The 21,777-nt window shown below is 43.0% G+C and carries 21 protein-coding genes; 11 read left to right on the top strand and 10 right to left on the bottom strand.

Annotation, left to right across the window (positions count from 1 at the left end):
- Position 1 precedes the first annotated feature (1 nt).
- Genes fliH through C6H00_RS03790 form a run of 4 tightly spaced genes read right to left on the bottom strand, consistent with a single transcriptional unit; the run spans position 2 to position 4,190 of the window.
- A complete protein-coding gene (fliH, locus tag C6H00_RS03805; protein ID WP_104749676.1) occupies positions 2 to 796 on the bottom strand; it encodes a flagellar assembly protein FliH in 795 nt (264 codons plus the stop codon).
- Positions 789 to 1,817 (bottom strand): flagellar motor switch protein FliG, encoded by a 1,029-nt coding sequence (gene fliG / locus C6H00_RS03800; RefSeq protein ID WP_104690004.1) that lies wholly within the window; start codon positions 1,815 to 1,817, stop codon positions 789 to 791. The genes fliH and fliG overlap by 8 nt, the downstream gene beginning before the upstream one ends.
- Positions 1,818 to 3,521: a flagellar basal-body MS-ring/collar protein FliF gene (gene fliF, locus C6H00_RS03795; RefSeq protein ID WP_104749675.1), complete on the bottom strand. Its 1,704-nt coding sequence runs from the start codon at positions 3,519 to 3,521 to the stop codon at positions 1,818 to 1,820.
- A gap of 15 nt (positions 3,522 to 3,536) precedes the next feature.
- Positions 3,537 to 4,190, bottom strand: a complete 654-nt coding sequence (locus C6H00_RS03790) for a phosphatase PAP2 family protein (protein WP_104749756.1) — start codon at positions 4,188 to 4,190, stop codon at positions 3,537 to 3,539.
- 200 nt (positions 4,191 to 4,390) lie between these two features.
- On the opposite strand from C6H00_RS03790, the gene napA reads away from it, so the two are divergent.
- From napA to C6H00_RS03755, 8 genes are all read left to right on the top strand, one after another.
- On the top strand, positions 4,391 to 7,210 hold the full coding sequence (gene napA / locus C6H00_RS03785) for a periplasmic nitrate reductase subunit alpha (RefSeq protein WP_104749674.1): 2,820 nt from the start codon (positions 4,391 to 4,393) through the stop codon (positions 7,208 to 7,210).
- Positions 7,211 to 7,298: 88 nt separating this feature from the next.
- Complete coding sequence (locus C6H00_RS03780) at positions 7,299 to 9,752, top strand: N-6 DNA methylase (RefSeq protein ID WP_233704398.1); 2,454 nt, start codon at positions 7,299 to 7,301, stop codon at positions 9,750 to 9,752.
- Positions 9,749 to 10,822, top strand: a complete 1,074-nt coding sequence (locus C6H00_RS03775) for a Fic family protein (RefSeq protein ID WP_104749755.1) — start codon at positions 9,749 to 9,751, stop codon at positions 10,820 to 10,822. The genes C6H00_RS03780 and C6H00_RS03775 overlap by 4 nt, the downstream gene beginning before the upstream one ends.
- Positions 10,823 to 10,862: 40 nt before the next feature.
- A complete protein-coding gene (locus C6H00_RS08765) occupies positions 10,863 to 11,087 on the top strand; it encodes a hypothetical protein (protein WP_233704397.1) in 225 nt (74 codons plus the stop codon).
- The gene (locus C6H00_RS08760; RefSeq protein WP_233704396.1) at positions 11,080 to 11,469 is read left to right on the top strand and encodes a hypothetical protein; all 390 of its coding nucleotides are present in this window, start codon (positions 11,080 to 11,082) and stop codon (positions 11,467 to 11,469) included. The genes C6H00_RS08765 and C6H00_RS08760 overlap by 8 nt, the downstream gene beginning before the upstream one ends.
- A 286-nt stretch (positions 11,470 to 11,755) precedes the next feature.
- A complete protein-coding gene (locus C6H00_RS03765) occupies positions 11,756 to 13,129 on the top strand; it encodes a restriction endonuclease subunit S (RefSeq protein ID WP_104749672.1) in 1,374 nt (457 codons plus the stop codon).
- Between the two features lie 101 nt (positions 13,130 to 13,230).
- Positions 13,231 to 13,938 carry a restriction endonuclease subunit S gene (locus C6H00_RS03760; RefSeq protein WP_233704395.1) on the top strand — a complete coding sequence of 236 codons (708 nt, stop codon included), beginning with the start codon at positions 13,231 to 13,233 and terminating at the stop codon, positions 13,936 to 13,938.
- A 44-nt stretch (positions 13,939 to 13,982) separates the two neighbouring features.
- Positions 13,983 to 14,708 (top strand): restriction endonuclease subunit S, encoded by a 726-nt coding sequence (locus tag C6H00_RS03755; RefSeq protein WP_158655721.1) that lies wholly within the window; start codon positions 13,983 to 13,985, stop codon positions 14,706 to 14,708.
- On the opposite strand, the gene C6H00_RS03750 is transcribed toward C6H00_RS03755, so the two are convergent.
- Complete coding sequence (locus C6H00_RS03750; protein ID WP_104749754.1) at positions 14,700 to 15,284, bottom strand: ribonuclease HII; 585 nt, start codon at positions 15,282 to 15,284, stop codon at positions 14,700 to 14,702. The two genes, C6H00_RS03755 and C6H00_RS03750, sit on opposite strands and share 9 nt — an antisense overlap.
- Before the next feature lie 69 nt (positions 15,285 to 15,353).
- Between C6H00_RS03750 and C6H00_RS03745 the strand changes: the two genes are divergently transcribed.
- From C6H00_RS03745 to C6H00_RS03735, 3 genes are all read left to right on the top strand, one after another.
- Positions 15,354 to 17,108: a tetratricopeptide repeat protein gene (locus tag C6H00_RS03745; protein ID WP_199769159.1), complete on the top strand. Its 1,755-nt coding sequence runs from the start codon at positions 15,354 to 15,356 to the stop codon at positions 17,106 to 17,108.
- A 372-nt stretch (positions 17,109 to 17,480) separates the two neighbouring features.
- Positions 17,481 to 18,878, top strand: a complete 1,398-nt coding sequence (locus tag C6H00_RS03740) for an AAA family ATPase (RefSeq protein WP_158655720.1) — start codon at positions 17,481 to 17,483, stop codon at positions 18,876 to 18,878.
- On the top strand, positions 18,868 to 19,239 hold the full coding sequence (locus C6H00_RS03735) for a hypothetical protein (protein WP_104749668.1): 372 nt from the start codon (positions 18,868 to 18,870) through the stop codon (positions 19,237 to 19,239). The genes C6H00_RS03740 and C6H00_RS03735 overlap by 11 nt, the downstream gene beginning before the upstream one ends.
- A gap of 365 nt (positions 19,240 to 19,604) precedes the next feature.
- Here the strand turns inward: C6H00_RS03735 and rplS are convergent, their stop codons facing one another.
- Genes rplS through rpsP form a run of 5 tightly spaced genes read right to left on the bottom strand, consistent with a single transcriptional unit; the run spans position 19,605 to position 21,765 of the window.
- Positions 19,605 to 19,970 carry a 50S ribosomal protein L19 gene (gene rplS / locus C6H00_RS03730; RefSeq protein WP_104749667.1) on the bottom strand — a complete coding sequence of 122 codons (366 nt, stop codon included), beginning with the start codon at positions 19,968 to 19,970 and terminating at the stop codon, positions 19,605 to 19,607.
- A gap of 11 nt (positions 19,971 to 19,981) precedes the next feature.
- The gene (trmD, locus tag C6H00_RS03725; protein ID WP_104749666.1) at positions 19,982 to 20,695 is read right to left on the bottom strand and encodes a tRNA (guanosine(37)-N1)-methyltransferase TrmD; all 714 of its coding nucleotides are present in this window, start codon (positions 20,693 to 20,695) and stop codon (positions 19,982 to 19,984) included.
- On the bottom strand, positions 20,695 to 21,228 hold the full coding sequence (rimM, locus tag C6H00_RS03720; RefSeq protein ID WP_104749665.1) for a ribosome maturation factor RimM: 534 nt from the start codon (positions 21,226 to 21,228) through the stop codon (positions 20,695 to 20,697). Before rimM ends, trmD begins: the two co-directional genes overlap by 1 nt.
- Positions 21,229 to 21,249: 21 nt before the next feature.
- Positions 21,250 to 21,528 carry a KH domain-containing protein gene (locus C6H00_RS03715; protein WP_104749664.1) on the bottom strand — a complete coding sequence of 93 codons (279 nt, stop codon included), beginning with the start codon at positions 21,526 to 21,528 and terminating at the stop codon, positions 21,250 to 21,252.
- Complete coding sequence (gene rpsP, locus C6H00_RS03710) at positions 21,529 to 21,765, bottom strand: 30S ribosomal protein S16 (protein WP_013468779.1); 237 nt, start codon at positions 21,763 to 21,765, stop codon at positions 21,529 to 21,531.
- Positions 21,766 to 21,777 lie beyond the last annotated feature (12 nt).

The raw sequence follows: 21,777 nt of genomic DNA, 5'->3' as shown, positions 1-21,777 counted from the left end.
TTTACACCTTTAAATTATCAAGCACACTCTCTTTGAGATTTTTATAGCGTGCCATCAAATTCCCATCGATATTTCCATGCGAACTGCTAATGAGCACCCCACCTTTAGCGATCGCATCATTGGGTTCTAGCTTGATTTTGGGCATGTCTTTGAGGTGTTGAGAGAGATAGGGATAATCTAGGGTATTGACCTTAAGGCAAATATCAGTCGCGTCCATGATATTTTGTAAAAGCTGTTTGGCTAAGGCCAAAGCGACCTCTTGGCTTTTTTCCTCCACCTCTTTTACAATGACCTCTTTGGCGATCTCTACGGCGATCGCGCTAAGCTCCTTTTCTAGGGTTTCTAAATGGCTTTGGGATTGCTGCATTTGCTGATCAATGCTACTTAGAGATTGCAAGAGATGTTTTTTTTCCATGTCAATGCTCGCGCTCAATTCGTCCCTAGCCTTTTGCTCCCCCTCTTTAAAACCCAGCTTATAACTATCCTCTCTTGTTTGTGCTAAAAGAGCTTGGTTTTCCTCTTGGCTCTTTTCAAATTGCATCTGGAGTTTGGCCAAATGGCTGGAGAGCTCATCAGTCTTTTTAAGCAGGCATTCTACTAACTCATTTTCTAACTGGATGGAGCGCGTGAGTTCGGCGGTGGGCTCTGGGGGTGGGGGGGGTGTGTTGCGTGGCATGTTACTCTCAGGCTCTGGCTCAGGAGCAAAGTCGGCGATGGATTTAAACTCGTAGCGTGCGATGGTGTGCTTAGAAAGATCATCTTTAGCGATCAGGTTTTCTTCACTGAAATTATTCAACAATATCTTCTTCTCCACCCATTTGGATAATACCCTTCTCTGCTAGAGACTGGACAATCTCAATGATCTTGCGCTGGGCTGATTCCACATCTTTAATTTTCACCGCGCCCAAATACGCCATTTCCTCAATGAATTGCTCGCTCGCGCGGCTACTCATATTGCTTAAAAATTTCGCCTTAAGTTCCTCAGTGGAGGTTTTGAGTGCTAAAGTAAGGTCTTTTTTATCCGCCACTTTGAGGATTTCGCGGATAGCAAAGTTATCAAGTCCGCTAATGTCTTCAAAAGTGAACATCATTTCTTTAATGTCATTGGCCAGCTTGGCATCGATATTTTCAATACGCGCAAGGGTGGTTTTGGCCGCTTTTTGACCTAAGCGGTTAAATATTTCAGCCACAGCGCGCGTGCCACCTACTTCTACCTTGTAGCTAGTGAGGGCCTCTAACTTATTCTCTAAAACGGTGGAAACTCTTTTAACCACTTGAGGAGAAATATCTCCCAAACTCGCCATTCTAATGCTCACTTCCGCTTTCATGTCATCGGGAAAAAAGCTTAGAGTTTCAGCCGCGTTGGGAGATTCCATATGGGCTAGAATAAGGGCGATGGTCTGGGGGTGTTCGTTGATGATAAAATCAGCCAGTTGTTGAGGTTTGATGCGCCCCAAATAAGCAAAGTTCTTTTGTGTTTGTAAGGAGCGGCTAAGTTTCTCTAAAATGATCTTAGCCTGCTCTGGACCTAAGGCTTTAATTAAGAGTTCTCTGGCGTATTCTAGCCCCCCGCTATTGATATATTGGTTGGATTGTAAAATAACAAAAAATTCTTCTAAAACCGCCGCACCCACAGCTTTATCTGTGCCATTGAGCTGCACGATTTGCTTACTAATTTCTGTAATAGAATCTACATCTAAGTGGCGCAAAATCCCCGCTGTAGCCTCTTCTCCCACTTGAATGAGCAAGATTGCCAACTTTTCAGACATGGTAAATTCATCTAGTTGAGTCTTTTGTCTGGGGGTTAGCTTTGCCATCTAGTTTCCTTTTGTGGTAGTGATCGCCACCTCATCTTTAATCAACAATTTAAACAAAGAGGCTACTTCTTCGGGCTTCTCTTTGAGCGCGTTTTTGACGCGCTCTAACATAATATCATACTTCACATCTTCTTCATTAAAACTCGCACTTAAGCCTAGTTGGTCCTCCACCTTTTTGCGCATTTCTCCAAAGCGATCAATCTCTTCATCATCGTCTTCATCTAAAGCAAAAAGAGATTGTACTTTTTCCTCTTCATCAGGATGGATTTCCAGCATGCGTTGGCTGAAAGGAGTGATAACCTTCTTATAAAATACATAAAGGATCAATCCAATAATGAGGTATTTAAATAGTGAGGAGAAGGGCCCCAAGTATCTCTCTGTGGTATTTACGAATCGCTCATAAGCGGTTATAGGTATGTATTTGGCCGTTTTAGCATTAAACTCAAAATTACTCACCGCCACTGCATCGCCTCGACTTTGATTATAGCCAATAGCCTGTCTGACCAAATTGTTAATTTTGTCCATCTCCTCTTGGCTCAAAGGAATGTATTCAATGGTTTCTGTTCCATTTTTATCCACCTTTTTATAACGCCCATCCACTACAACAGCCGCATTTAAGCGGGTGAGTACCCCAAACTCGCCCTTGATTTCGCTAACCGTTTTACCCACTTCGTAATTGGTAGTGTTAGTGGATTTTTCGTATTTTTCACGCAGTTGGTCATTAGCAATGCCCTGCACAGGCCCGATATTGCTCACCACACCGGGTACACCACCTACTTGTTTTTTAGGATAGCCCTCCCTCTTTTCTTCCATATTCTGTTCGCTACGCACGACATTATTTGGATCAAAGGTTTCTTTGGTGCTCTTTTTTTGGCTAAAGTCAAATTCTGCACTTACCTTAGCTACGACTTTATCGCGCCCCCCTACAATAGGGGCTAGGATATTTGAAATTTTGCTTTCTAGCAAGTTTTCAAAATTCTGCTTATAATGCAGTTGAGCTTGGGCTAACTCTTTAGTAGTATCTAATTCATCATCTTCACCCAAAGGTTCGCCATTTTCATTGACCAGCTTGACATTGTCCACGGTGAGCTTAGGCACAGAGGCAGCAATAAGGTTTTTAATCCCTAGAATCTGCTTGGGTAAGAGGCGCATATTGGGCTTGATCTTGAGCATAACCGAAGCGGTGGGAGGAATTTCCCGACTCACAAAGACGCTATCTTTAGGGATGGCGATGTGTACGCTGGCCTTATCAATAGGGGTTAAGCTCTCAATGGTGCGGCTAAGTTCCCCCTCTGTAGCGCGTAAATACTTGATATTTTGATCAAAGTCGGTTGCGCCAAAATCCTTAGTATCAAAGATTTCATAGCCCACTTTGCTAGTTTTAGGGATACCTTGAGAGGCGAGCGCGATGCGTTCCTCATAAATACGATCTTTGGGAATTAAGATCGTATCATCTTTGGGAATTTTATAGGGGATTTGCTTTTGTTGTAAATACTGCAGTACTAAGGCATTGTCGCTATTGTCCATCCCCTCAAAGAGCACGCCATAGCTAGAAAGATCGTTGTTTCCCTTAGTGGGGTAGACAAGTAAGAATATAAGAAAGGCCACCACCAATACGAAAGCTGTAACGATGGTGATCTTTTGTGCCTTATTAAGCCGAGCAAAAAGATCGATGATCTGTTGGAATAAACCCTTAAAATCCACGCACTATCCTAATACTCATCTAGCGTTTTTTAACCATCCCGCATATAGCCCCATAGAACAGCAAGCCCAAGCCATACCCATTAAAAAGCCTCCTAAGACATCTGTAGGGTAATGCACGCCCAAGTACACGCGTGTGTACATCATAAACCAAATCCATAAAAACAAGACAATGCCCCAAACCCATTTTGTACTAGCTTTCATAGTACTCATGCACGCTAGCAATAATAGTGAACCATAGAATAGGCTTGCAGCTAAAGCGTGCCCACTTGGATAACTAAACCCGTGTGCAAAAACCAGCTCGCCATTAGTTTCTGGACGAGGGCGTGCAATCCAAAGTTTCATAGCCTTTAATGCAGACTCGCCCAAGACAATGCTTAAAAAAAACCCCAAGCCTAAAACTCTGTTTTTTTTGACAAAAATATAAAAGAGTCCCACAAGTGCCGCCAAACTCAAAGTGAACTTAGATTTTGCACAGAAAGTGATTATGCTAATAAACTTAGTGTAGCTATTTTCTATTATAGGAACAGGATGGGCGCGCACCCAAGCAATTACCATTGTATCCAAATGTTCCACCCATCCTTGATGGGTTTTGACAGAGAAGACCTCCATGGCAAATAATACTCCTAACACAATCCCCAACAGCCACACAAAACCACTCCATTTGCGCATAGAAGGTGATAATCTGTGTCTGTTGCCAGTCAAATGTCCATAGTGATTCCCCATTTTTTTGTATCTCCATTGATTTAAAAGCCGTGATGCTCGCGATCATAACCAAAAATTGATGAAAAATAACTATAATAGTTGACCATTTATTAATAGATGGTCTTTTTAGAAGACAAGTTTTGCATCTACTTACCAAGGAGTATCCTATGACAAATCAATCGCATAACCACAACATACAAGACAACTCTAGACGCGAGTTTTTAAGATCCGTAGCAATCACTTCTGCTTTGGGCAGTGCGGGATTACTCACGCCTCCGAATTTGGCCGCTAAGGCAGAACAGGCTCAAGCGGGCTGGAAATGGGATAAAGCAGTGTGTCGCTTCTGTGGCACGGGTTGTGGAATTATGGTCGCGACCAAAGATGACAAGATTGTAGCTACTAAGGGTGATCCTCTTGCACCTGTTAATAAGGGTTTAAACTGCATCAAAGGCTATTTTAACTCCAAAATCATGTACGGGGCTGACCGGCTTGTAGAACCACTTTTGCGTGTGAATGAAAAAGGCGAATTCGATAAAAAGGGCAAATTTAAACAAGTTTCTTGGCAACGCGCCTTTGATGAAATGGAGAAACAATTTAGAAAGTATTATCAAGAATTAGGTGTAACTGGGGTAGGAATCTTTGGAAGTGGACAATACACAATTCAAGAGGGTTACGCGGCCAGCAAACTGGTTAAGGCGGGTTTTAGAAGCAATAATATCGATCCTAATGCGCGTCATTGTATGGCTAGCGCGGTTGTGGGCTTTATGCAAACCTTTGGGATTGATGAGCCTAGTGGGTGCTATGATGACATTGAAGCTACCGATACTATTATCACTTGGGGGGCGAATATGGCCGAGATGCACCCCATTTTATGGTCTAGGGTGAGCGATCATAAACTTAATAACGCAGATAAGGTCAAAGTAGTTAATTTGACTACCTTTTCTAACCGCACTTCTAGCGTAGCGGACATGGAGATTATCTTCACTCCCAATACCGATTTAGCGATTTGGAATTACATTGCTAGGGAAATTGTCTATAACCACCCAGAGGCCATCGATCAAGATTTTATCAATAAGCATATTGTCTTTGCTACCGGCTATGCAGACATTGGCTATGGTATGCGCTCAGATCCCAGTCATCCGGGTTTTAGACCCAGTGAAAAAGACACCGTAGAAAAACAAAATGCGATCACTCTAGATGAAGAAGAGGCGATCGCTCTTAAGCACTTGGGAGTTAAAGCGGGCGATGTATTAAAAATGGAGCACCAAAATGAAGTGGGCAAGCATTGGGAGATCACCTTTGCACAATTTAAGGAAGCCCTTGAACCCTATACTTTAGAATATGTTGCTAAAGTGGCTAAGGGGGATGCCAACGAATCCTTAGAGGTTTTTGCACATAAATTACAACAATTAGCCAAACTCTATATTGAAAAAGATCGCAAGGTGGTGAGCTTTTGGACCATGGGCTTTAACCAACACACAAGAGGATCATGGGTCAATGAACAGGCCTACATGGTGCACTTTTTGTTAGGCAAACAAGCCAAACCGGGTTGTGGAGCTTTTTCATTGACTGGTCAGCCTAGCGCGTGCGGTACAGCTAGAGAGGTGGGCACTTTTGCCCACCGCCTACCTGCAGACATGGTGGTTACAAATCCAGAACATGTCAAGACTGCTGAAAAACTTTGGCATGTACCTCATGGCACTATTAATCCCAAACCGGGTTACCATTTCGTGGCGATGATGCGCGCGCTCGAAGACGCTAAAGTCAAATTTATTTGGGTGCAGGTCAACAATCCTTGGCAAAATACCGCTAATGCCAACCACTGGATCAAGTCTGCCAGGGAGATGGATAATTTCATCGTGGTGAGCGACTGCTATCCGGGCATTAGTGCCAAAGTAGCGGATTTGATCTTGCCTAGTGCGATGATTTATGAAAAATGGGGGGCTTATGGGAATGCGGAACGCAGAAGCCAACACTGGAAACAGCAGGTTACTCCAGTTGGGCACGCTATGAGCGACACTTGGCAGATTTTAGAATTTGCCAAACGCTTCAAGCTTAAAGATGTTTGGAAAGAGCAAAAGGTTGATGACAAGCTCACTTTGCCCAATGTCTTGGCTCAAGCGCGTAAGATGGGCTATAAAGACACTGATACACTCTATGATGTGCTCTTTGCCAACAAATATGCCAAACGCTATAAAAGCACCGATCCCATCGCCAAAGGTGCGCCTAATTCCGAGATGCATGGGGATAAGCGCCATGTCGTGGGTAGTGATGGCAAACCCTTTAAAGGTTATGGATTCTTCATCCAAAAATATCTTTGGGAAGAGTATCGCAAATTTGGGGTAGGTCATGGACATGATTTGGCCTATTTTGATGCCTACCACTACGCCAGAGGCTTGCGTTGGCCTGTAGTCAATGGTAAAGAAACTCGTTGGCGCTTCAACACGCAATACGACTATTATGCCAAAAAGGCTGCCCCAGATAGTGATTTTGCCTTTTATGGCAAAGCGGGCAAAAAGCTTGTAAGCGGGAATCTTAAAGCCCCTACAGGCAACACGCCTAAGAGCTTAGAAAATAAAGCCAAAATTTTCTTTAGACCTTTTATGAAAGCTCCTGAACGCCCCGATAGAGAGTACCCTTTTTGGTTAGCAACGGGGCGAGTTTTGGAACATTGGCATAGCGGTACGATGACCATGCGCGTGCCCGAACTCTTTAGAGCTGTACCTGAAGCCTTATGTTACATGCACGAAGAGGATGGCAAAAAACTTGGAGTTAATCAAGGTGATGCGGTGTGGATTGAATCGCGACGAGGCAAAGTCAAGGCACGCGTAGACATGCATGGGCGTAATACGCCTCCAGTAGGTTTAGTTTATGTGCCTTGGTTTGATGAAAATGTCTTTATTAATAAGGTATGCTTAGATGCAACCTGTCCACTCTCTAAACAAACAGACTATAAAAAGTGTGCCGTAAAAATCACTAAAGTTTAAACTATAATCCACCGCCTAGGCGGTGGAGCCTTTGCTGTGGAGTGTGTGTCACGAACATGCTATAATCGCACCTTTTAACCTTCACAACATGCCCAAAGATGGAGTTTTAGTGCGTACTCAATTTCTTTCCCTGCACCCCACAAGCAAACTAGATCAAATCCTCAACACTTCCAAAATACAATGTTTTTCTGAGCAAGTCTTAAACGACCTAGAAGCGCGCATCACCAAGAGCGAGAAAAAGGGCAATCCCACCTACAAAATACGCTGTTTAGTGCGCGATCAAGAAATCGCGCTCAAGCCTGAAGAGGCAATCCGCCAGCTTTTTATCAAGCAGTTGGTTAAAGAATATGGCTATCCCTTAGAGCGTATCCGTGTGGAATATGCGATCAATTTTGGGCGATCTAGCAATAACCGCGCCGATGTGGTGGTGTTAGATGAAAGTCTGCAGAACGCGTATATTGTCGCCGAACTTAAAAGCCCGCAATTTAAAGAGGGGGTCGCCCAAGCTAAGAGCTATGCCCATGCCACTGGCGCGCCTTTGTGTGTGTGGTGTAATGGTAATGCCTTAGTCGTGTTGCAACGCAAAGACCCCAATACTTTTATCGAACTATGGCATTTGCCAAGAGTGCATCAAAGTATCCAAGATGTTTCTAGCGAGCGTTTTACTTATATGGACTTGCAAAAACAAGACATCTTGCGCAACGATCGCGTGAGTCTCAAAGATAAAATTCTCTTGATTGAAGATGATGTTCTGGCTAATAGTGGAGAAAATGCCTTTGAGGAAGTCTTTAAACTCATTTTTACCAAGCTTTATGACGAATTACAAGCCTACCGCTACGACAAAGACAAGATCAGAAAATACCAAGACCTAGAGGCGCAAGGGGCCGATCAAGAAAAACTCTTAGCCCTCTATACAAGCATGCACCCCTTAGAATTTGCCCTAAGAGATGAAAGCAATGAGGCCTTACATAAGCGTCTTCAAGAGCTTTTTACCCAAGCTAAAGAACATGACAAATGGCAGGGTATTTTCCCCAAAGAGAGCAAGATTGCCCTAACCTCTGATCATTTGGCTATCTGTGTGGGCAGTTTGCAAAAATGCAAATTTTTTAACTCTAATTTAGAAGTGATTGATGATGCCTTTGAATACTTGGCCAATAAAGATTCTAAGGGCGAAAAGGGGCAGTTTTTCACCCCCCGTTATGTGATTGATATGTGTGTTAAAATGCTCAACCCCAAACCCAATGAGAGCATGATCGATCCGGCTAGTGGGAGCTGTGGCTTTCCCATCCACACCTGTTTTTATGTGTGGAAGCAGATTTACAAAGCAGAGGGCTTGCCTGAAAATGAAATGTTCAGCGCAGAAGAAAGACACCCTAGAGCGATCGATTATGTCAAAAATCATGTCTTTGCGATTGACTTTGACCCCCGCACCACGAGAATTTCTAAAATGCTCAACCTCATCGCCGGAGATGGGCATAGTAATGTCTTTAAGCTCAATTCCCTAGATTTTACCAAATGGCATGCCCAAAAGGAGATCGATAAGGCGACCAAAGCTTTTAATAAGAATTTTGAAAACCTTGTAAAAAAATTGCCAGGAACAGAGCAGGATATAGACGATTACAAACGCAGTTATAAAACTTTTGCATTTGATATTGTGATGGCTAATCCGCCCTTTGCGGGCAATATCAAAGAGAGCGGGATTTTAGAACATTACACCCTGCGCCAGAGTGTGCATTTAGAAAAGATCAAAGAGCCTACAGAGGAGCTTGAGGCGTTATCAGAAGATGCGGATTATATGCAGATGTTGCATAGCCCCACGCCTTTAGTCCGCACCAAAGAGGGTTATAAGAAGATTAAAATCAAAGAACAACCCACAGTAACGCGCGATGTGCTCTTTATTGAACGCAATTTAAATTTACTCAAGCCCGGGGGGCGCATGGCAATCGTGTTGCCCCAAGGGCGTTTTAACAACGCCAGCGACCAGTATATCCGCGAGTTCATCTCTCACCATGCGCGCATTTTAGCCGTAGTGGGCTTGCACCCCAATGTCTTTAAGCCCCACACAGGCACAAAAACCAGCGTTTTATTCGTGCAAAAATGGGACGAGGTCTTATGTCCTTACCAAGAGGATTACAATATCTTTTTTGCCACCATGCAAGAACCCAGCAAGGACAATTCAGGGGATAAAATCTATGTCCAACAAGAGTTTGTCAAAATTGAGCGCACCACAGGGGGGCACACCAGCACAGAAGAATTAAGCCTAGAGGACTTTTATACCACCTACCCCAGCCTAGAGGCGGCAAATTTTATAGAATTTGAGGGGCGTAAAATCAGCCACGAGGCGCATAAAGCCCTCAAACCCGAGCAACAAAAACAAGCCACCATGCAAAGTGCCACCCAACACACCCGCCCGCTTTTAGACCAACACGGGCATTTGATTATCAAACACGACTTGTTTAATCACGAGGGATTAACCCGTGAGGGCATCGCTGAGGCCTTTATTGAGTTTGCTAAGCTTGAGGGCTTGAGCTTTTGGAAATAAAAGAATTTATCCCCAAAGAATTACCCCCTAATTTCACCCCAAATGCGCGCATTTATCAACTCTTGGTCAAAGCGCATGCAAAGCTAGGTGAGCTTAAGGGTGTGGCTAAAATCATCCCCAATCAAAATATCTTAATTAACTCTTTGGTCTTGCAAGAGGCTAAAGAATCAAGCGCGATTGAAAATATCATCACCACCCATGATGAACTCTTTTTAGCCCAAGTGGAACCTAGCAAGATGACCAAAAATGCCAAAGAAGTCCAAAACTACGCCCAAGCCCTTAAAACAGGATTTACGCTTATCAAAAAAGAAAAACTTTTGCGTAACAAGCACCTTTTAGAAATCCATCAGGAGTTAGAAGGCAATGATGCCGGCTTTAGAACCCAAAAAGGCACAATGCTTAAAAATCCTCTTACAGGACAGATCAAATACATCCCGCCCCAAAATAAAGAGGATATTTTAAGATTAATGGGCAATTTAGAACGCTATATCAATGAGGACCTAGACTTTTTAGACCCCCTCATTAAACTAGCCATCCTCCATTACCAGTTTGAGGCGATTCACCCCTTTTATGATGGCAATGGGCGGTGTGGGCGGATTTTAAATGTGCTGTATCTCACACATCAGGGTTTGCTGGATTTGCCCATTTTGTATTTGAGCGCGTATATCATTAAAACCAAAGATCGCTATTATGAACTTTTAGCCCAAGTGAGCCAAAGCGGGGATTTTAGCGCATGGGTGGCTTACATCTTAGAGGGGGTGGCTAAAAGTGCGCAGGCAACGATTCATAGGGTTCAAAAAATCCAGCAAGCCATGCGGACATATCAGCAAATCTTACAAAAGCGCGCGTCTAAGATTTACAGCAAGGATTTAATTGAAATTCTATTTTCCCACCCTTATACCAAGATTGAATTCTTAGAAAGCCGCTTAAACATCCACAGACAAACAGCATCCACTTACCTTAAAGAATGCGAAAACTTAAAAATATTGCATAGCATCAAAAAAGGTAGGGATAAATATTTTGTCAATGTAGCCCTTTTTAGGATTTTATCTCAAGAGCTAATTGGGTGAAACACACTTTTTCGACATATCGCTATAATATGTCGAAATTTTGCGCTTTTTTCGACATATTAAGGAAACCATGCAAGAAGACACCCAAGAAAAGCTTTTTTCAACCCCGCGTTTAAGAGGTTATACCAGCCCAGTTGAGCATGAAGCTAACTTCTCGCTCATTGGGCGTATAAGCCACAAAATAGGCATTTTAGAAGTGGTGATCCGCAACCAAATAGACTCTGTACTCTTAGAGAAAGTGGGATTGGTGGCAGTGCTTGCCTGAAGATATTGAAGTGCTAGGCGGCATTTCTACACATAAAGATGCGTTAATTTCCAAACAAAGCATGGGCTTTTGGCTTAAAGTGGTGGAGTATTTTAGAATTTATGACCAAATTTTTAATCCAAGTTTTTTAGATGACCTAGACTTTAAAAAGTATTACCGCAAGAATAAAAATCGTTTTAGCCACACAGACCATATCCTCCGCGAAAACGCCCATCCAAGACGCTATGAAAAAGCTGACTTACTCTTACAACTCTTACGCAATCTAAGAAACCGGGCGTTTCACTTTGAAAACCTTTATAAATGCACCCCCAAAGGCGACCCTAGACTAACTGCCAAAATCACAGCCGACAAACACACAGATAAGCACAACCAAACTGAGTAAAAAGAAAAACCCCAAGAGCTGTATATTGCCCTGCAACCTGATAAAATCGTATTGTTTTTAGATGATCTGCTAAGAAGTTTTGCGCCTGAGCTTGTAAATTATGCGGGTGGTGGAAAAGGATCTACCTAGAAATGTCAAAATGCCAAGTTGGAGTTGTGGCGGTAAAGGCCCGCCTATAAATGACCTGCATTTTAACACAAAAATATTTAATAAATACAAGTCAAATGTAAAATACAAATATAAATCAGATAGAGTCAAGACAAAATTTAAATTTTTAAGGAAGCAAATGTCCCTAGCCCAAAAATACCCCCATTTGGAGATCAGTGTTTTAAAGTTAAGCGATGTTTTACACGACAACCCCACCAAGCGCATGGACGCGGAATATTTTAAGGGGGAGTGGGTGGAGAATGGCGAGAAAGTGCAAAGCCCCTACACTATCGGCGATTTTGTCAGCCCCAAAATTGCCAACATTAAAAGCTTTAAACTTAATAAGAATTTTCACTACTTGCAAATTAGCGACATTGATTTGAGTAATGGGCTTACCTACCCCACAATGGAAATTGACTTTAAGCAAATCCCAGATAGGGCTACCTATGTTTTGCAAAAAAACGATGTATGCGTGTCTTTGGTGCGTCCTAATCGTAATGCTGTGGCGTTGATTACACGACCAAAAAGGCTTGTAGGAACAAGTGGGTTTTGTGTCTTAAGAGTGGCGAGTCAAGAGCTTATCCCTGAGTTTTTATATGTCTTTTGCAAAACAAATTTTTTTATTACTCAAATGGTGCGGGCAAACACAGCGTCTATGTATCCTGCCATTTTAGATAGAGATGTGCTTAATTGTAAAATCCCCCTTCTCCCCCTCCCCTTCCAAGAACACATCGCCCAGCTAGTGCAGAGTGCCCACCACGCCCTAGAACAGAGCAAGAGCCTTTATAAAGAAGCCCAAGGGCTATTAGAGCAAGAATTAGGCGCGCTGCCCAGTGCCCCGCTTACAGAACACAGCATTAAAACCCTCAAAGAGAGTTTTTTAAGCACAGGGCGACTCGATGCGGAGTTTTACCAACACAAATACGCCCAAATAGAGGACTTGATTAAAAATTATTCGGGCGGGGTTTGCACCCTGACAGAGAGCGAAATTTGCGATGCCCCCTTTGAACCCCAGCCCAATACAACCTACCGCTATGTTGAACTCGCCCATATTGGCAACTATGGCAATATTGCAACCCACACAGAGGCACTAGGCGCACACCTGCCCACCCGGGCAAGGCGGCTTGCTCAAAGTGGGGATGTCTTGCTTTCTAGTGTGGCTGGGAGCTTGAGCGCTTGCGCCCTTATTCCACCTAACTTAAGCCCCTGCGTGGTTTCTACGGGCTTTTTTATCCTGCGCTCAAGGCACTTTAACCCTGAAACCCTTTTAACCCTCTTTAAATCCCCGCTGTTCCAAACCTACTTAGCCAAATTCTCCAGCGGAACAATCCTATGCGCCATCTCCAAGAGTGCCTTACAAAGCGTGTTGATCCCCAAAATCCCCACCCCCACTCAAGAACACATCGCCACGCTTTTACAAGAGAGCTTAAAGCACCGCCAAGAAGCTAAAGACCTGCTCACCCAAGCGCGCGCAACAACTGAGCACGCCCTAACTGGGGGGGGGGGGGGGTAACCTCCAAACAACTCCAAAGGGAGGTCTTTAACAAAGTCAGAGCCCATCTAAAACACGCCCGCCATTTAGAGCGTTTAGCCCAGTGGCTCTTGCTAGAAACCTTGCTTTTAAACCAAAAGACCCATAGCATTAAAACCCTCAAACAAAGTTTAGGCACTACCGGGCGGCTGGATGCAGAGTATTACCAAGAAAAGTATGGGAGGCTAGAAGTTTGTTTAAAGAGCTATTCTTATGGGGTTGTCCCCCTTAAGGATTTAGTGCGTGAGTATTCTAGTGGTTTTGCCTTTAAAAGCACGGATTATTTAGAGCAACAGCAACCCAACGCCATAATGCTAATCCGAATCAACAATATTAAGAGAAACGCCCTAGATACCCAAAATGTGATCTACTTACCCGCTCAAGCTAAGGAGTTGAGCCCAAAAGACAAACTAAAGGAAGGGGACTTACTCATATCGATGTCAGGCAGTATTGGCTTGGCTTGTGTGGTGCATACAGAAATCGAAGCCATGCTTAACCAAAGGATTTTAAAAATTAGAGTTAAAAACTTTATCCCTGAAGTTTTAGCCCTTTACCTTAATTCTGTGATGGGGAGATTGCAATTTGAGCGCATAGGCACGGGAGGCGTGCAAACCAATTTATCCTATGCGGATATGCAAAATATTCTTGTTCCCAAAATCCCCACCCCCACTCAAGAACACATCGCTAAACAGCTTCAAACTAGCTTCACCTTGCGCGCCCAAGCCAAAGAAGAGCTCCAAAAAGCCAAAGCCAAGCTCGAGCACGCCCTAACTGGGGGGGGGGGGGGGTAACCCTTGATTTAACCCGCATTAAAGCCCTGTTAAAACGCGCCAAGTTGGCGTATCAATGCGCGCAAAATGCGCTGATAGAAGCCCTAAGCGCGCCTAAAAACTACAGCATTAAGACTCTCAAAGAGAGTTTAAAAACCACTGGGCGGCTGGATGCAGAGTATTACCAAGAAAAGTACGAACACAATGAAGCTCTCATCAAAGAGCACCCCCATGCGCGGCTCAAAGAGTTGGTGGAGATCAAAAAATCTATTGAGCCGGGCAGTGGGGCTTATAAAGATAAAGGCGTGCCCTTTGTGCGGGTGAGCAATCTTAGCCCCTTTGGGATTAGCCCTGTGGAAGTGTTCTTAAGCCCTAGCCCAGATTTAGAACCCCTCTACCCCCAAAAAGAGGAAGTGCTCTTAAGCAAAGATGGGAGTCTTGGGATTGCTTACTGCATGCCCCATAACCTAGAAGTGGTGCTAAGCGGGGCAATTTTGCGCCTTGCCATCAAGGATAAGATAAAAATCAACCCGCATTATCTCGCCCTCATTCTCAATCACCAGAGCACACAGCTACAAGCCCAAAGAGATAGCATAGGCTCGATCATCGCCCATTGGAGCACCCAAAAAATTGCAAATGTGATCATCCCCCTTTTGCCCTTAAACATGCAAGAACACATCGCCCAAAAGTTAAAAGCTAGCTTCACCTTGCGCGCCCAAGCCATAAAAACGCTAGAAAAAGCCAAGCTAGAAGTAGAACAAGCCTTGGCAGTAGAGAGAGTTTCAATATAAGCGGTTCTGATTAGGAATCTTGAAGCTTTTGCGGTGTTCTTGAATTAGTCCGTATTTGGCAATGGCTAGGGCGTGCGTGCGCGTGCCATAGCCACAATGTTTAGCAAAGCCATACTCTGGGTAGCGTTCATCCAAGACTAACATCTCTCGATCTTTATGTACCTTAGCCAAGATGGAGGCCATCGCAATTTGAGGGATTTTATCATCTCCCTTAATAATGGCTTCAAAGCTCTCTAAATGCGCAAACTCTAATTTAAAAAGAGTGTTCCCATCTAGGCGTACATGCTTGATGGTGGGCAATTTTGAAACAATCTCTGTGATCGCCTCTTGCATGCACACGCTCAAACCCTTGTGATCGATCTCTGGCGCGCTTTTGCTCACCACCACGCTAGTAATGCGTGTATCTTGGCTAATTTGTGTGGCAAATTCAAAGCGTTTAGTCCTACTTAGCTGTTTACTCTCTTTAAGTCCTAAGCGCACAAACGCGCTCGCTACATTCTGATCACAGCTCACTCCTGCTACAAACAAAGAGCCGCACCAGCACCCCCGCCCCGCCTCATCGATTCCTAAAATCACACCAAACATCACTTTAAAATTTATATTTGCATGTTATCATACCCCTTTATTCAATCACAAGGAGTTTTTATGCAGCACGCCCACAGCCAGTTAAGCCAACAACTTAAAGCCACCAAACGCGCACACCGCTTGTTTTCTTCTCTAGTAGAGGATGTTGCGGGGGGGGGGGGTATAAATGCCCTCCAAGAGGAAATTAACGATCTTGGCACCAAGTTTAACCAACTCTTAGACACGCTCAACGCCTTTAACAAAGTCCTAGAGGAGGCTTACCACCAAAATGCAGAGGACGATCCAGACTTAGAGGATTCTCTTATGCAATTTAAAAAAGTCAAGGTTAAAATCAACACCCATCTTGGCGCATTAAATAATCCTCAAGAAAGTGCACCAACTTTAGAGCATATTAAAGGACTAGCTAAACCTTTGGAGGATTTAGAGGTGTTGCTAGAAGTGCTCCAAGCCAACCACCAAGCTTGGTTTGAAAACAAAGCAGAGCAAAACTCTACCCAAGAAACCCCCAAAGCACAAGCTCAAAACACTATGTCCACTAATGACGACACCCCACAAGTCAAACCCCTATGGAAATACGGGTCTAACACTCTGCAAGCTTTTCAAGATTACATGAAAGCTAAAGACTTGGGGAGTGCCAGCGCGTGGTTAGAATTAGGCAAGATGAGCGCAGAAGGCATTGTGCTTGTCCCTGATAATAATGTGGCGATGCGTTGTTTTGAAAAAGCCATTGAGTTAGGCTCAGTGCAGGCGATGGTGGAGCTAGGAAAACTCTACATGGAAAATGGGGGTACTCAGGTGTTGGAGTATAATAGCGGGGAAGTTTTAGAGGGGGTGGCTGTAGAAAAAGGACTTGCAAATTGCGATGATGAAATCGATGCTGATGTGGGTAGCTATGAGGAATTTTTAGAGCACTGCCATGTGTTTGCCAATAAAAAGGTGCAAGATTGCCAACAAAAGGCAAAAGAACTTTTTGAAAAAGCAGGGGAGTTAGGAGAGGGGCGCGCTTACCGCCATTTGGGCGAATTATACCGCCAATATAATAATTTTGGCGAGACCTCTGAGGGTTCTAAAGCCAAGTCTTACGAGTATTACAAAAAGGCGGTGGAATTATTAAAACGCCAAGCCAAACAAGGCGACATAGAGGCGCACGCAGAAATAGGGCAGGCATTTGTCAATCGGCTCTGGTTGGCAAGTGAGGGCGATTCAGATTATAGAGATGAAAATTTGGTCGAAAAAGCCATAGAGGCGTTTCAAAAAGCTATTGATTTAGATTGCTACATGGGGTGCTATTATTTGGGGAGATTTTATAATTGGATCAAATTTTTCGATGGACATGAGAGCGAAGAAGATGAAAAAAAGTCTATCCAAGCCTATAAAAATGGAATTGCTCTAGGGAGTGGGCTTTGTGCAAGGCAACTTGTGCTTGAGCATGATACACATGGATTTAATCCACTTATACTCTCTCTTATGGAGGGCAAATCTAAGCCAGAAATCATGCAACTTTACTTTAATGCCTTCGACCAAAACATCAAATGGCTTAAAATGGCAGTGTCTTATCGGCATTATCAAGCCTTGCCCGATCTGTTGGAATACCTAGCCACCCAGCCTTATTTAGCAAAAGAGTATGGCTTTGAAGACAAAGAACAAAAACGCTTAAATCAATATGAGCGGGATTACCGCACCTATCGCAACCTTGCTATAAGTTTAGGTCCCAAAAACTGGCATTTTTGGAATGATTACGGAGTCTTTGATATTAAGACCTTTTTAAATGGTGGTGTGAATAGTTGGCGTTTGATCACGAGCACCCTAAGTTAGGAACGAATCAAGCTTTTTAAAAAGAGGATATTTAGTGAGTTGCAGTCGGCCTCGCTGGGGCGCAAAGTTTAGATGATAGGATTTAAAGCGTCATAATTTTAGGGGAGCGTTAAAGCCCAATTGACTAAGCAGACAAGCTACACTTGACCCTTGCTAAAGCTCAATGCCCGCCTCTGGAGCATTTAAGATATTAAAACCCCAGTTACAGCCCTAGACTCCTACTTATTAGGAGTAGAGCGCCCATGCCCTCTAAGCTACGTTCCGTCTTGTTTATATAGGGACGCACATGCACGATCTTTTTACCACTTTGCACGCTTTGCTATAATGTAAAGAGTTCTAAATCTTAGAATATCATATCTAAAAAGGGCATGTGTGAAAATCGAGCTAAAAAATATCGGAACTCTTCATAGGGCGGATTTAGAAATAGGAGATTTGACTTTAATTTGTGGAGAAAACAACACCGGAAAAACCTATGCAGCCTATGGTCTTTATGGATATTTGGATTTTATGCATTTCCTCAGTAATAATTTTTTAGGCAGAACTAGAGGGGGACGAAGGGGTATTTTTGAGATAACTAATAGTTATCAACAATATAGTTATGCAGAAATGAACGCAGAATTTCAAAAACATTTGTATCAGAAAACTTGCTTTTATGCTCAAGATGTGCTTAGTCAAGTGATGGCAGGCAGTAGCGGAGATTTTGCAACAACAGAGTTTCATGTTTCTTACAATGTCTCTTTAGAGGAAATTAAAAAGGCAGTGCAACGCTTGAAAGATAGGGATGAAAATCTGTATGGAATAGAATATGAACTTAATGATGAGGGTTTTAAAATCAGCATTCCAAAGCATTTAGATGGCGCAAAATATCGGGATTATTTAGTGGATGGCCTCATCGCTATTCTCATGCCCAACCCCTTTATTCTCAGTGTAGAAAGAACGGGGGCTTCAATTTTTCAAGAGGAGTTAGATTTTGTCAAAATCAATAAGCTCGAGGCTGTGCAACAAATACTCAAGGGTGATAAATTAGATATTCTTGATTTATTTGAAATACATCGAAAAACCGATCAGAGAAAACAAATTTACCCTAAGCCCGTTAGAGATAACATTAACTTCATTAGGGAGCTGAAACAAATTAGCAAACAAGATAGTTTCTTCAAACAACATAAGGAATGCTATAAACCTATCTTAGATATTTTGGGCAAACTTGTAGGGGGTAAGTATAAAATAACGGATTTTGGATTGCTTTTCCAACCCAAAAGCTCTAAATCTGCCTATGCTCTTGAAGTCGTCTCTAGTTCTGCGCGCTCTTTACTCATGCTCCATTACTATATTTTGCATATGGCGCAAAAAAATGATATTTTGATGATCGATGAACCAGAGCTCAACCTCCACCCCAATAACCAAATTTTAGTGGCGCGTTTGCTAGCCTTGTTAGTAAATGCAGGGATTAAGGTGTTTATCACCACGCACAGCGATTATATTGTGCGCGAATTGAGCAATTGTATCATGCTAAAAAATCTCAATGAGACACAAATAGAAAGCTTGGAAAAGCAAGGCTATACCCAAGAATACGGCCTAGATGCCCATCGTGTTAAGGCCTATGTTACTAAGACCATTAAGAAGCAAAACACTCTCGAGGCTGTGGATATTACCCAAGAACAGGGAATTTTCATACAAACCTTTGATGCTCCTACCACAAGGCAAAATGAGAATGAAAGCTTGATCTATGCGCATGTTGTCAAAAATACGAGAAGCTTCCATGACCGCTAAGGAGTTTAAAGAAATAGAACAGACTATTCATCAGGATTTAAAAATTACACGCAGGGGAGATTGTTTTAGAATATGTGAAAAACACACAGAAAGTTGTATTAAACAGATACATTTTTATTTTGGGCGTAATGATTCTGTGTTTATCTTGAAACAGGATGAGATAAAACATAGCATTAAATTCTTTACAGGGGAAAATTACGCAACAGATTGTTGTTGTGATAGTGTTCTCTTTAAATTTAACCAAAAAGAGGGTAGCATTTCTGCGTATTTGTGCGAAATCAAATCAAGTTGCCATAAAGAACACCTTCAAAAGCTAAACAACAATTTAAAGCCTCAAAACTTTTTGTTGCCTATCTCATAGCGTGCTACCATGATTATTATCAAAAAGACATATCAGACAGCGTCTGTTTTTACAACTATTATCTCTATCCAAGTCCCAAAGCTAAAAAAATTGAAACAAGAATATCTTCTCAAGACGCAACTGAAATCAACTTCAGACCTCTAAAAGTTATTGGTGGTTGCGTGCATATCTCTGCAAATCAAATACACGAATTTTTTAAATCATGAAGAAAGACAGAATAGTCTGTACGGACACACCTCACCCCTCAAATAGCGCGCATCAACAACCTCTCTTGCTCTACCCCAATCACTTAGCAGAAACTAGAGCTTTAATATCCCCCTCTTGCAACATTTCCAAAACCCACCAAAGCTCTGAAAAAGTAAGAACTAGGCGAGCTCTTTTTTACGCACTTCCTTAATTCTAGCGGCCTTGCCCTTGCGGTGGCGTAGATAGTAAAGTTTAGCGCGGCGCACACGCCCAATGCGCAAAACCTCGATGCTCGCTAGGCTTTCTGAATAAAGGGGGAAAATCCTTTCTACACCTACACCATTTGCGCCGATTTTGCGCACGCAAAAAGTCCTATCCACACCCGCCCCTCGCAAGCTGATACACACACCTTCAAAATTTTGTGTACGCACTTTATCACCCTCTTGAATACGAATACCTAACCTAATAGTATCGCCAGCCTTAAAAACAGGAGGTTGATTCTTGATTTGGGAATCCTCAAAATGTTGGATGTAGCGGTTTTTCATAATATGCCCTTTCAATGGCTAAAATTTCGCAACGAACGATTCAAAGCATAGAAACTAGGAGCGTGAAACTGCGTCTTGTCCATGGATAAATCGCACATAAGATTCTTGATTCTGCCATGATCTCCCTTTGAATACTCTGAAATACTAGGGATATGCGCACAACTAGGAGTTTTAAGCAAAGGGGTGCGGGCAAAATTAGGTGCTTCTAAGAGATAATCCTCAAAACTTTCTTGCTCTAAAGAGGTAGCATTACCCAAAGTGCCCTCTAGTTGACGCGCCACGCTATCGCACAAACATAAACTCGCAAGCTCCCCCCCTGTGAGTACGAAATCCCCAATACTTAAGACTTCATCGGCATGTATCTCAATGAGTCGCTCATCAAAGCCATCGTAACGGCCACAAACTAAAGCCAAGTGTTGTTCATGGGCTAAACGCTTTGCATCCTGTTGACAAAAGCGTTTACCACTGGGGCTTAAAAAGATTGTCCGTGTTGTTTTGGAGCGCACGGCATTAAGGGCATTTTCTACCATGTAGGGATCCAAAATTTGGCCTGCACCTCCACCTATCAGTGCAAAATCTGCTCTTTGAAACTTATGAGGAGAAAAATCCCGCATGTTGTGGATGTCTACGCTGAAAACTCCCTTATCTAGGGCCCGCTTCAAGATGGAGTCTTCAAAATAAAAGCTCACCAAATGAGGAAAAAGAGTCAAAAAGCTAAAGCGCATCAACTCTCTTCAAGAAGACCGCTCGCATTGTGTGTATAAATGCGTTTGGTTTGCAGGTCAGTTTGTTGGATATAATGTGGAATATAGGGAATCAAAAAGAGTTTTTGTGGGTTTTGGACAAAAAGATAGTCTGTATTGGCTAAACGCTCGATACGCACCACCTGTCCCAAGCTAACCCCTCCCTCGACAACCTCTAAACCTAGCAGTTGAAAGTAGAGAAATTCACCCTCTTGCAGGGCACAACGCTTCAAACTTTCCTCTTGAGTCATAGCTACCACAAGATTAGTCAACTCTTTAGCTTTTTCTAGGGTTTGGACTTCTTCAAAGAAAATCAAACTCTTCTTTGGCTCAAAACGAGCGACATGCAAAGACATGGTCAGTTGCCCCAATGCACTCTCTTGATAAAGGTGTACGCAAGCACCACACGCTAGAGTCTCTACAAAATCACCCTCTAGGATAAACTTCAAACCCCCAGACAAACCCACAGCTCTTCCCAAACGCCCTATGACAACCAAATCCTCTATCGCAAACATCAAATCTTAAAGATGGATCTTTTAAAGTACATAAGGGTTCTCAGAGGCGAGCACAACGAGTTTATAGCTCAAGCCATTCTTGGCTTTCATGCCAGAGATAAAGGCCTTGAGCGCGCTCACCATCTTGCCTTCCTTGCCAATCACTCTTCCCATATCCACAGGGCTTGTGTAGATGGCAATTTCCTTAGTATGAGGGTCATCCTCAAGCAATCTTGAACGCACTTCCACAATTTGTGGATAAGTTACAATCTTCTTGCAATACTCCAAAAGAAAATTTTCTACACAGACCTCTTCAGACATCTACGCCTTAGAAACCTCTGCAAGTTTGGCAACTCTTTCACTCATTTTAGCTCCTACACTTTTCCAGTAATCTAGGCGCGCATGGTCAATTTGTACCACTTTTGGATGGCTTAAAGGGTTATAATACCCGATGGATTCAATCCAACCTCCATCGCGTTTTTTTCTAGAATCCGTTACAACTACCCGGTAAAAAGGCTTTTTTTTGCGCCCTGTGCGTGTAAGTCTTACAACTGTCATGTTATCCTTTCA

This window comes from Helicobacter cynogastricus (assembly GCF_900197855.1).
Lineage (GTDB): Bacteria > Campylobacterota > Campylobacteria > Campylobacterales > Helicobacteraceae > Helicobacter > Helicobacter cynogastricus.
The sequence above is the reverse complement of the archived record's forward strand: the minus strand, read 5'-3'. Positions and strand labels throughout refer to the sequence as shown.

Coding starts and splice junctions, on each gene's coding strand:
- fliG (WP_104690004.1), bottom strand. CDS start 1,817: ATGGCAAAGCTAACCCCCAGACAAAAGACTCAACTAGATGAATTTACC.
- C6H00_RS03790 (WP_104749756.1), bottom strand. CDS start 4,190: ATGCGCAAATGGAGTGGTTTTGTGTGGCTGTTGGGGATTGTGTTAGGA.
- napA (WP_104749674.1), top strand. CDS start 4,391: ATGACAAATCAATCGCATAACCACAACATACAAGACAACTCTAGACGC.
- C6H00_RS03780 (WP_233704398.1), top strand. CDS start 7,299: ATGCCCAAAGATGGAGTTTTAGTGCGTACTCAATTTCTTTCCCTGCAC.
- C6H00_RS03765 (WP_104749672.1), top strand. CDS start 11,756: ATGTCCCTAGCCCAAAAATACCCCCATTTGGAGATCAGTGTTTTAAAG.
- C6H00_RS03745 (WP_199769159.1), top strand. CDS start 15,354: ATGCAGCACGCCCACAGCCAGTTAAGCCAACAACTTAAAGCCACCAAA.
- C6H00_RS03735 (WP_104749668.1), top strand. CDS start 18,868: ATGACCGCTAAGGAGTTTAAAGAAATAGAACAGACTATTCATCAGGAT.
- rplS (WP_104749667.1), bottom strand. CDS start 19,970: ATGAAAAACCGCTACATCCAACATTTTGAGGATTCCCAAATCAAGAAT.
- trmD (WP_104749666.1), bottom strand. CDS start 20,695: ATGCGCTTTAGCTTTTTGACTCTTTTTCCTCATTTGGTGAGCTTTTAT.
- rimM (WP_104749665.1), bottom strand. CDS start 21,228: ATGTTTGCGATAGAGGATTTGGTTGTCATAGGGCGTTTGGGAAGAGCT.
- C6H00_RS03715 (WP_104749664.1), bottom strand. CDS start 21,528: ATGTCTGAAGAGGTCTGTGTAGAAAATTTTCTTTTGGAGTATTGCAAG.
- rpsP (WP_013468779.1), bottom strand. CDS start 21,765: ATGACAGTTGTAAGACTTACACGCACAGGGCGCAAAAAAAAGCCTTTT.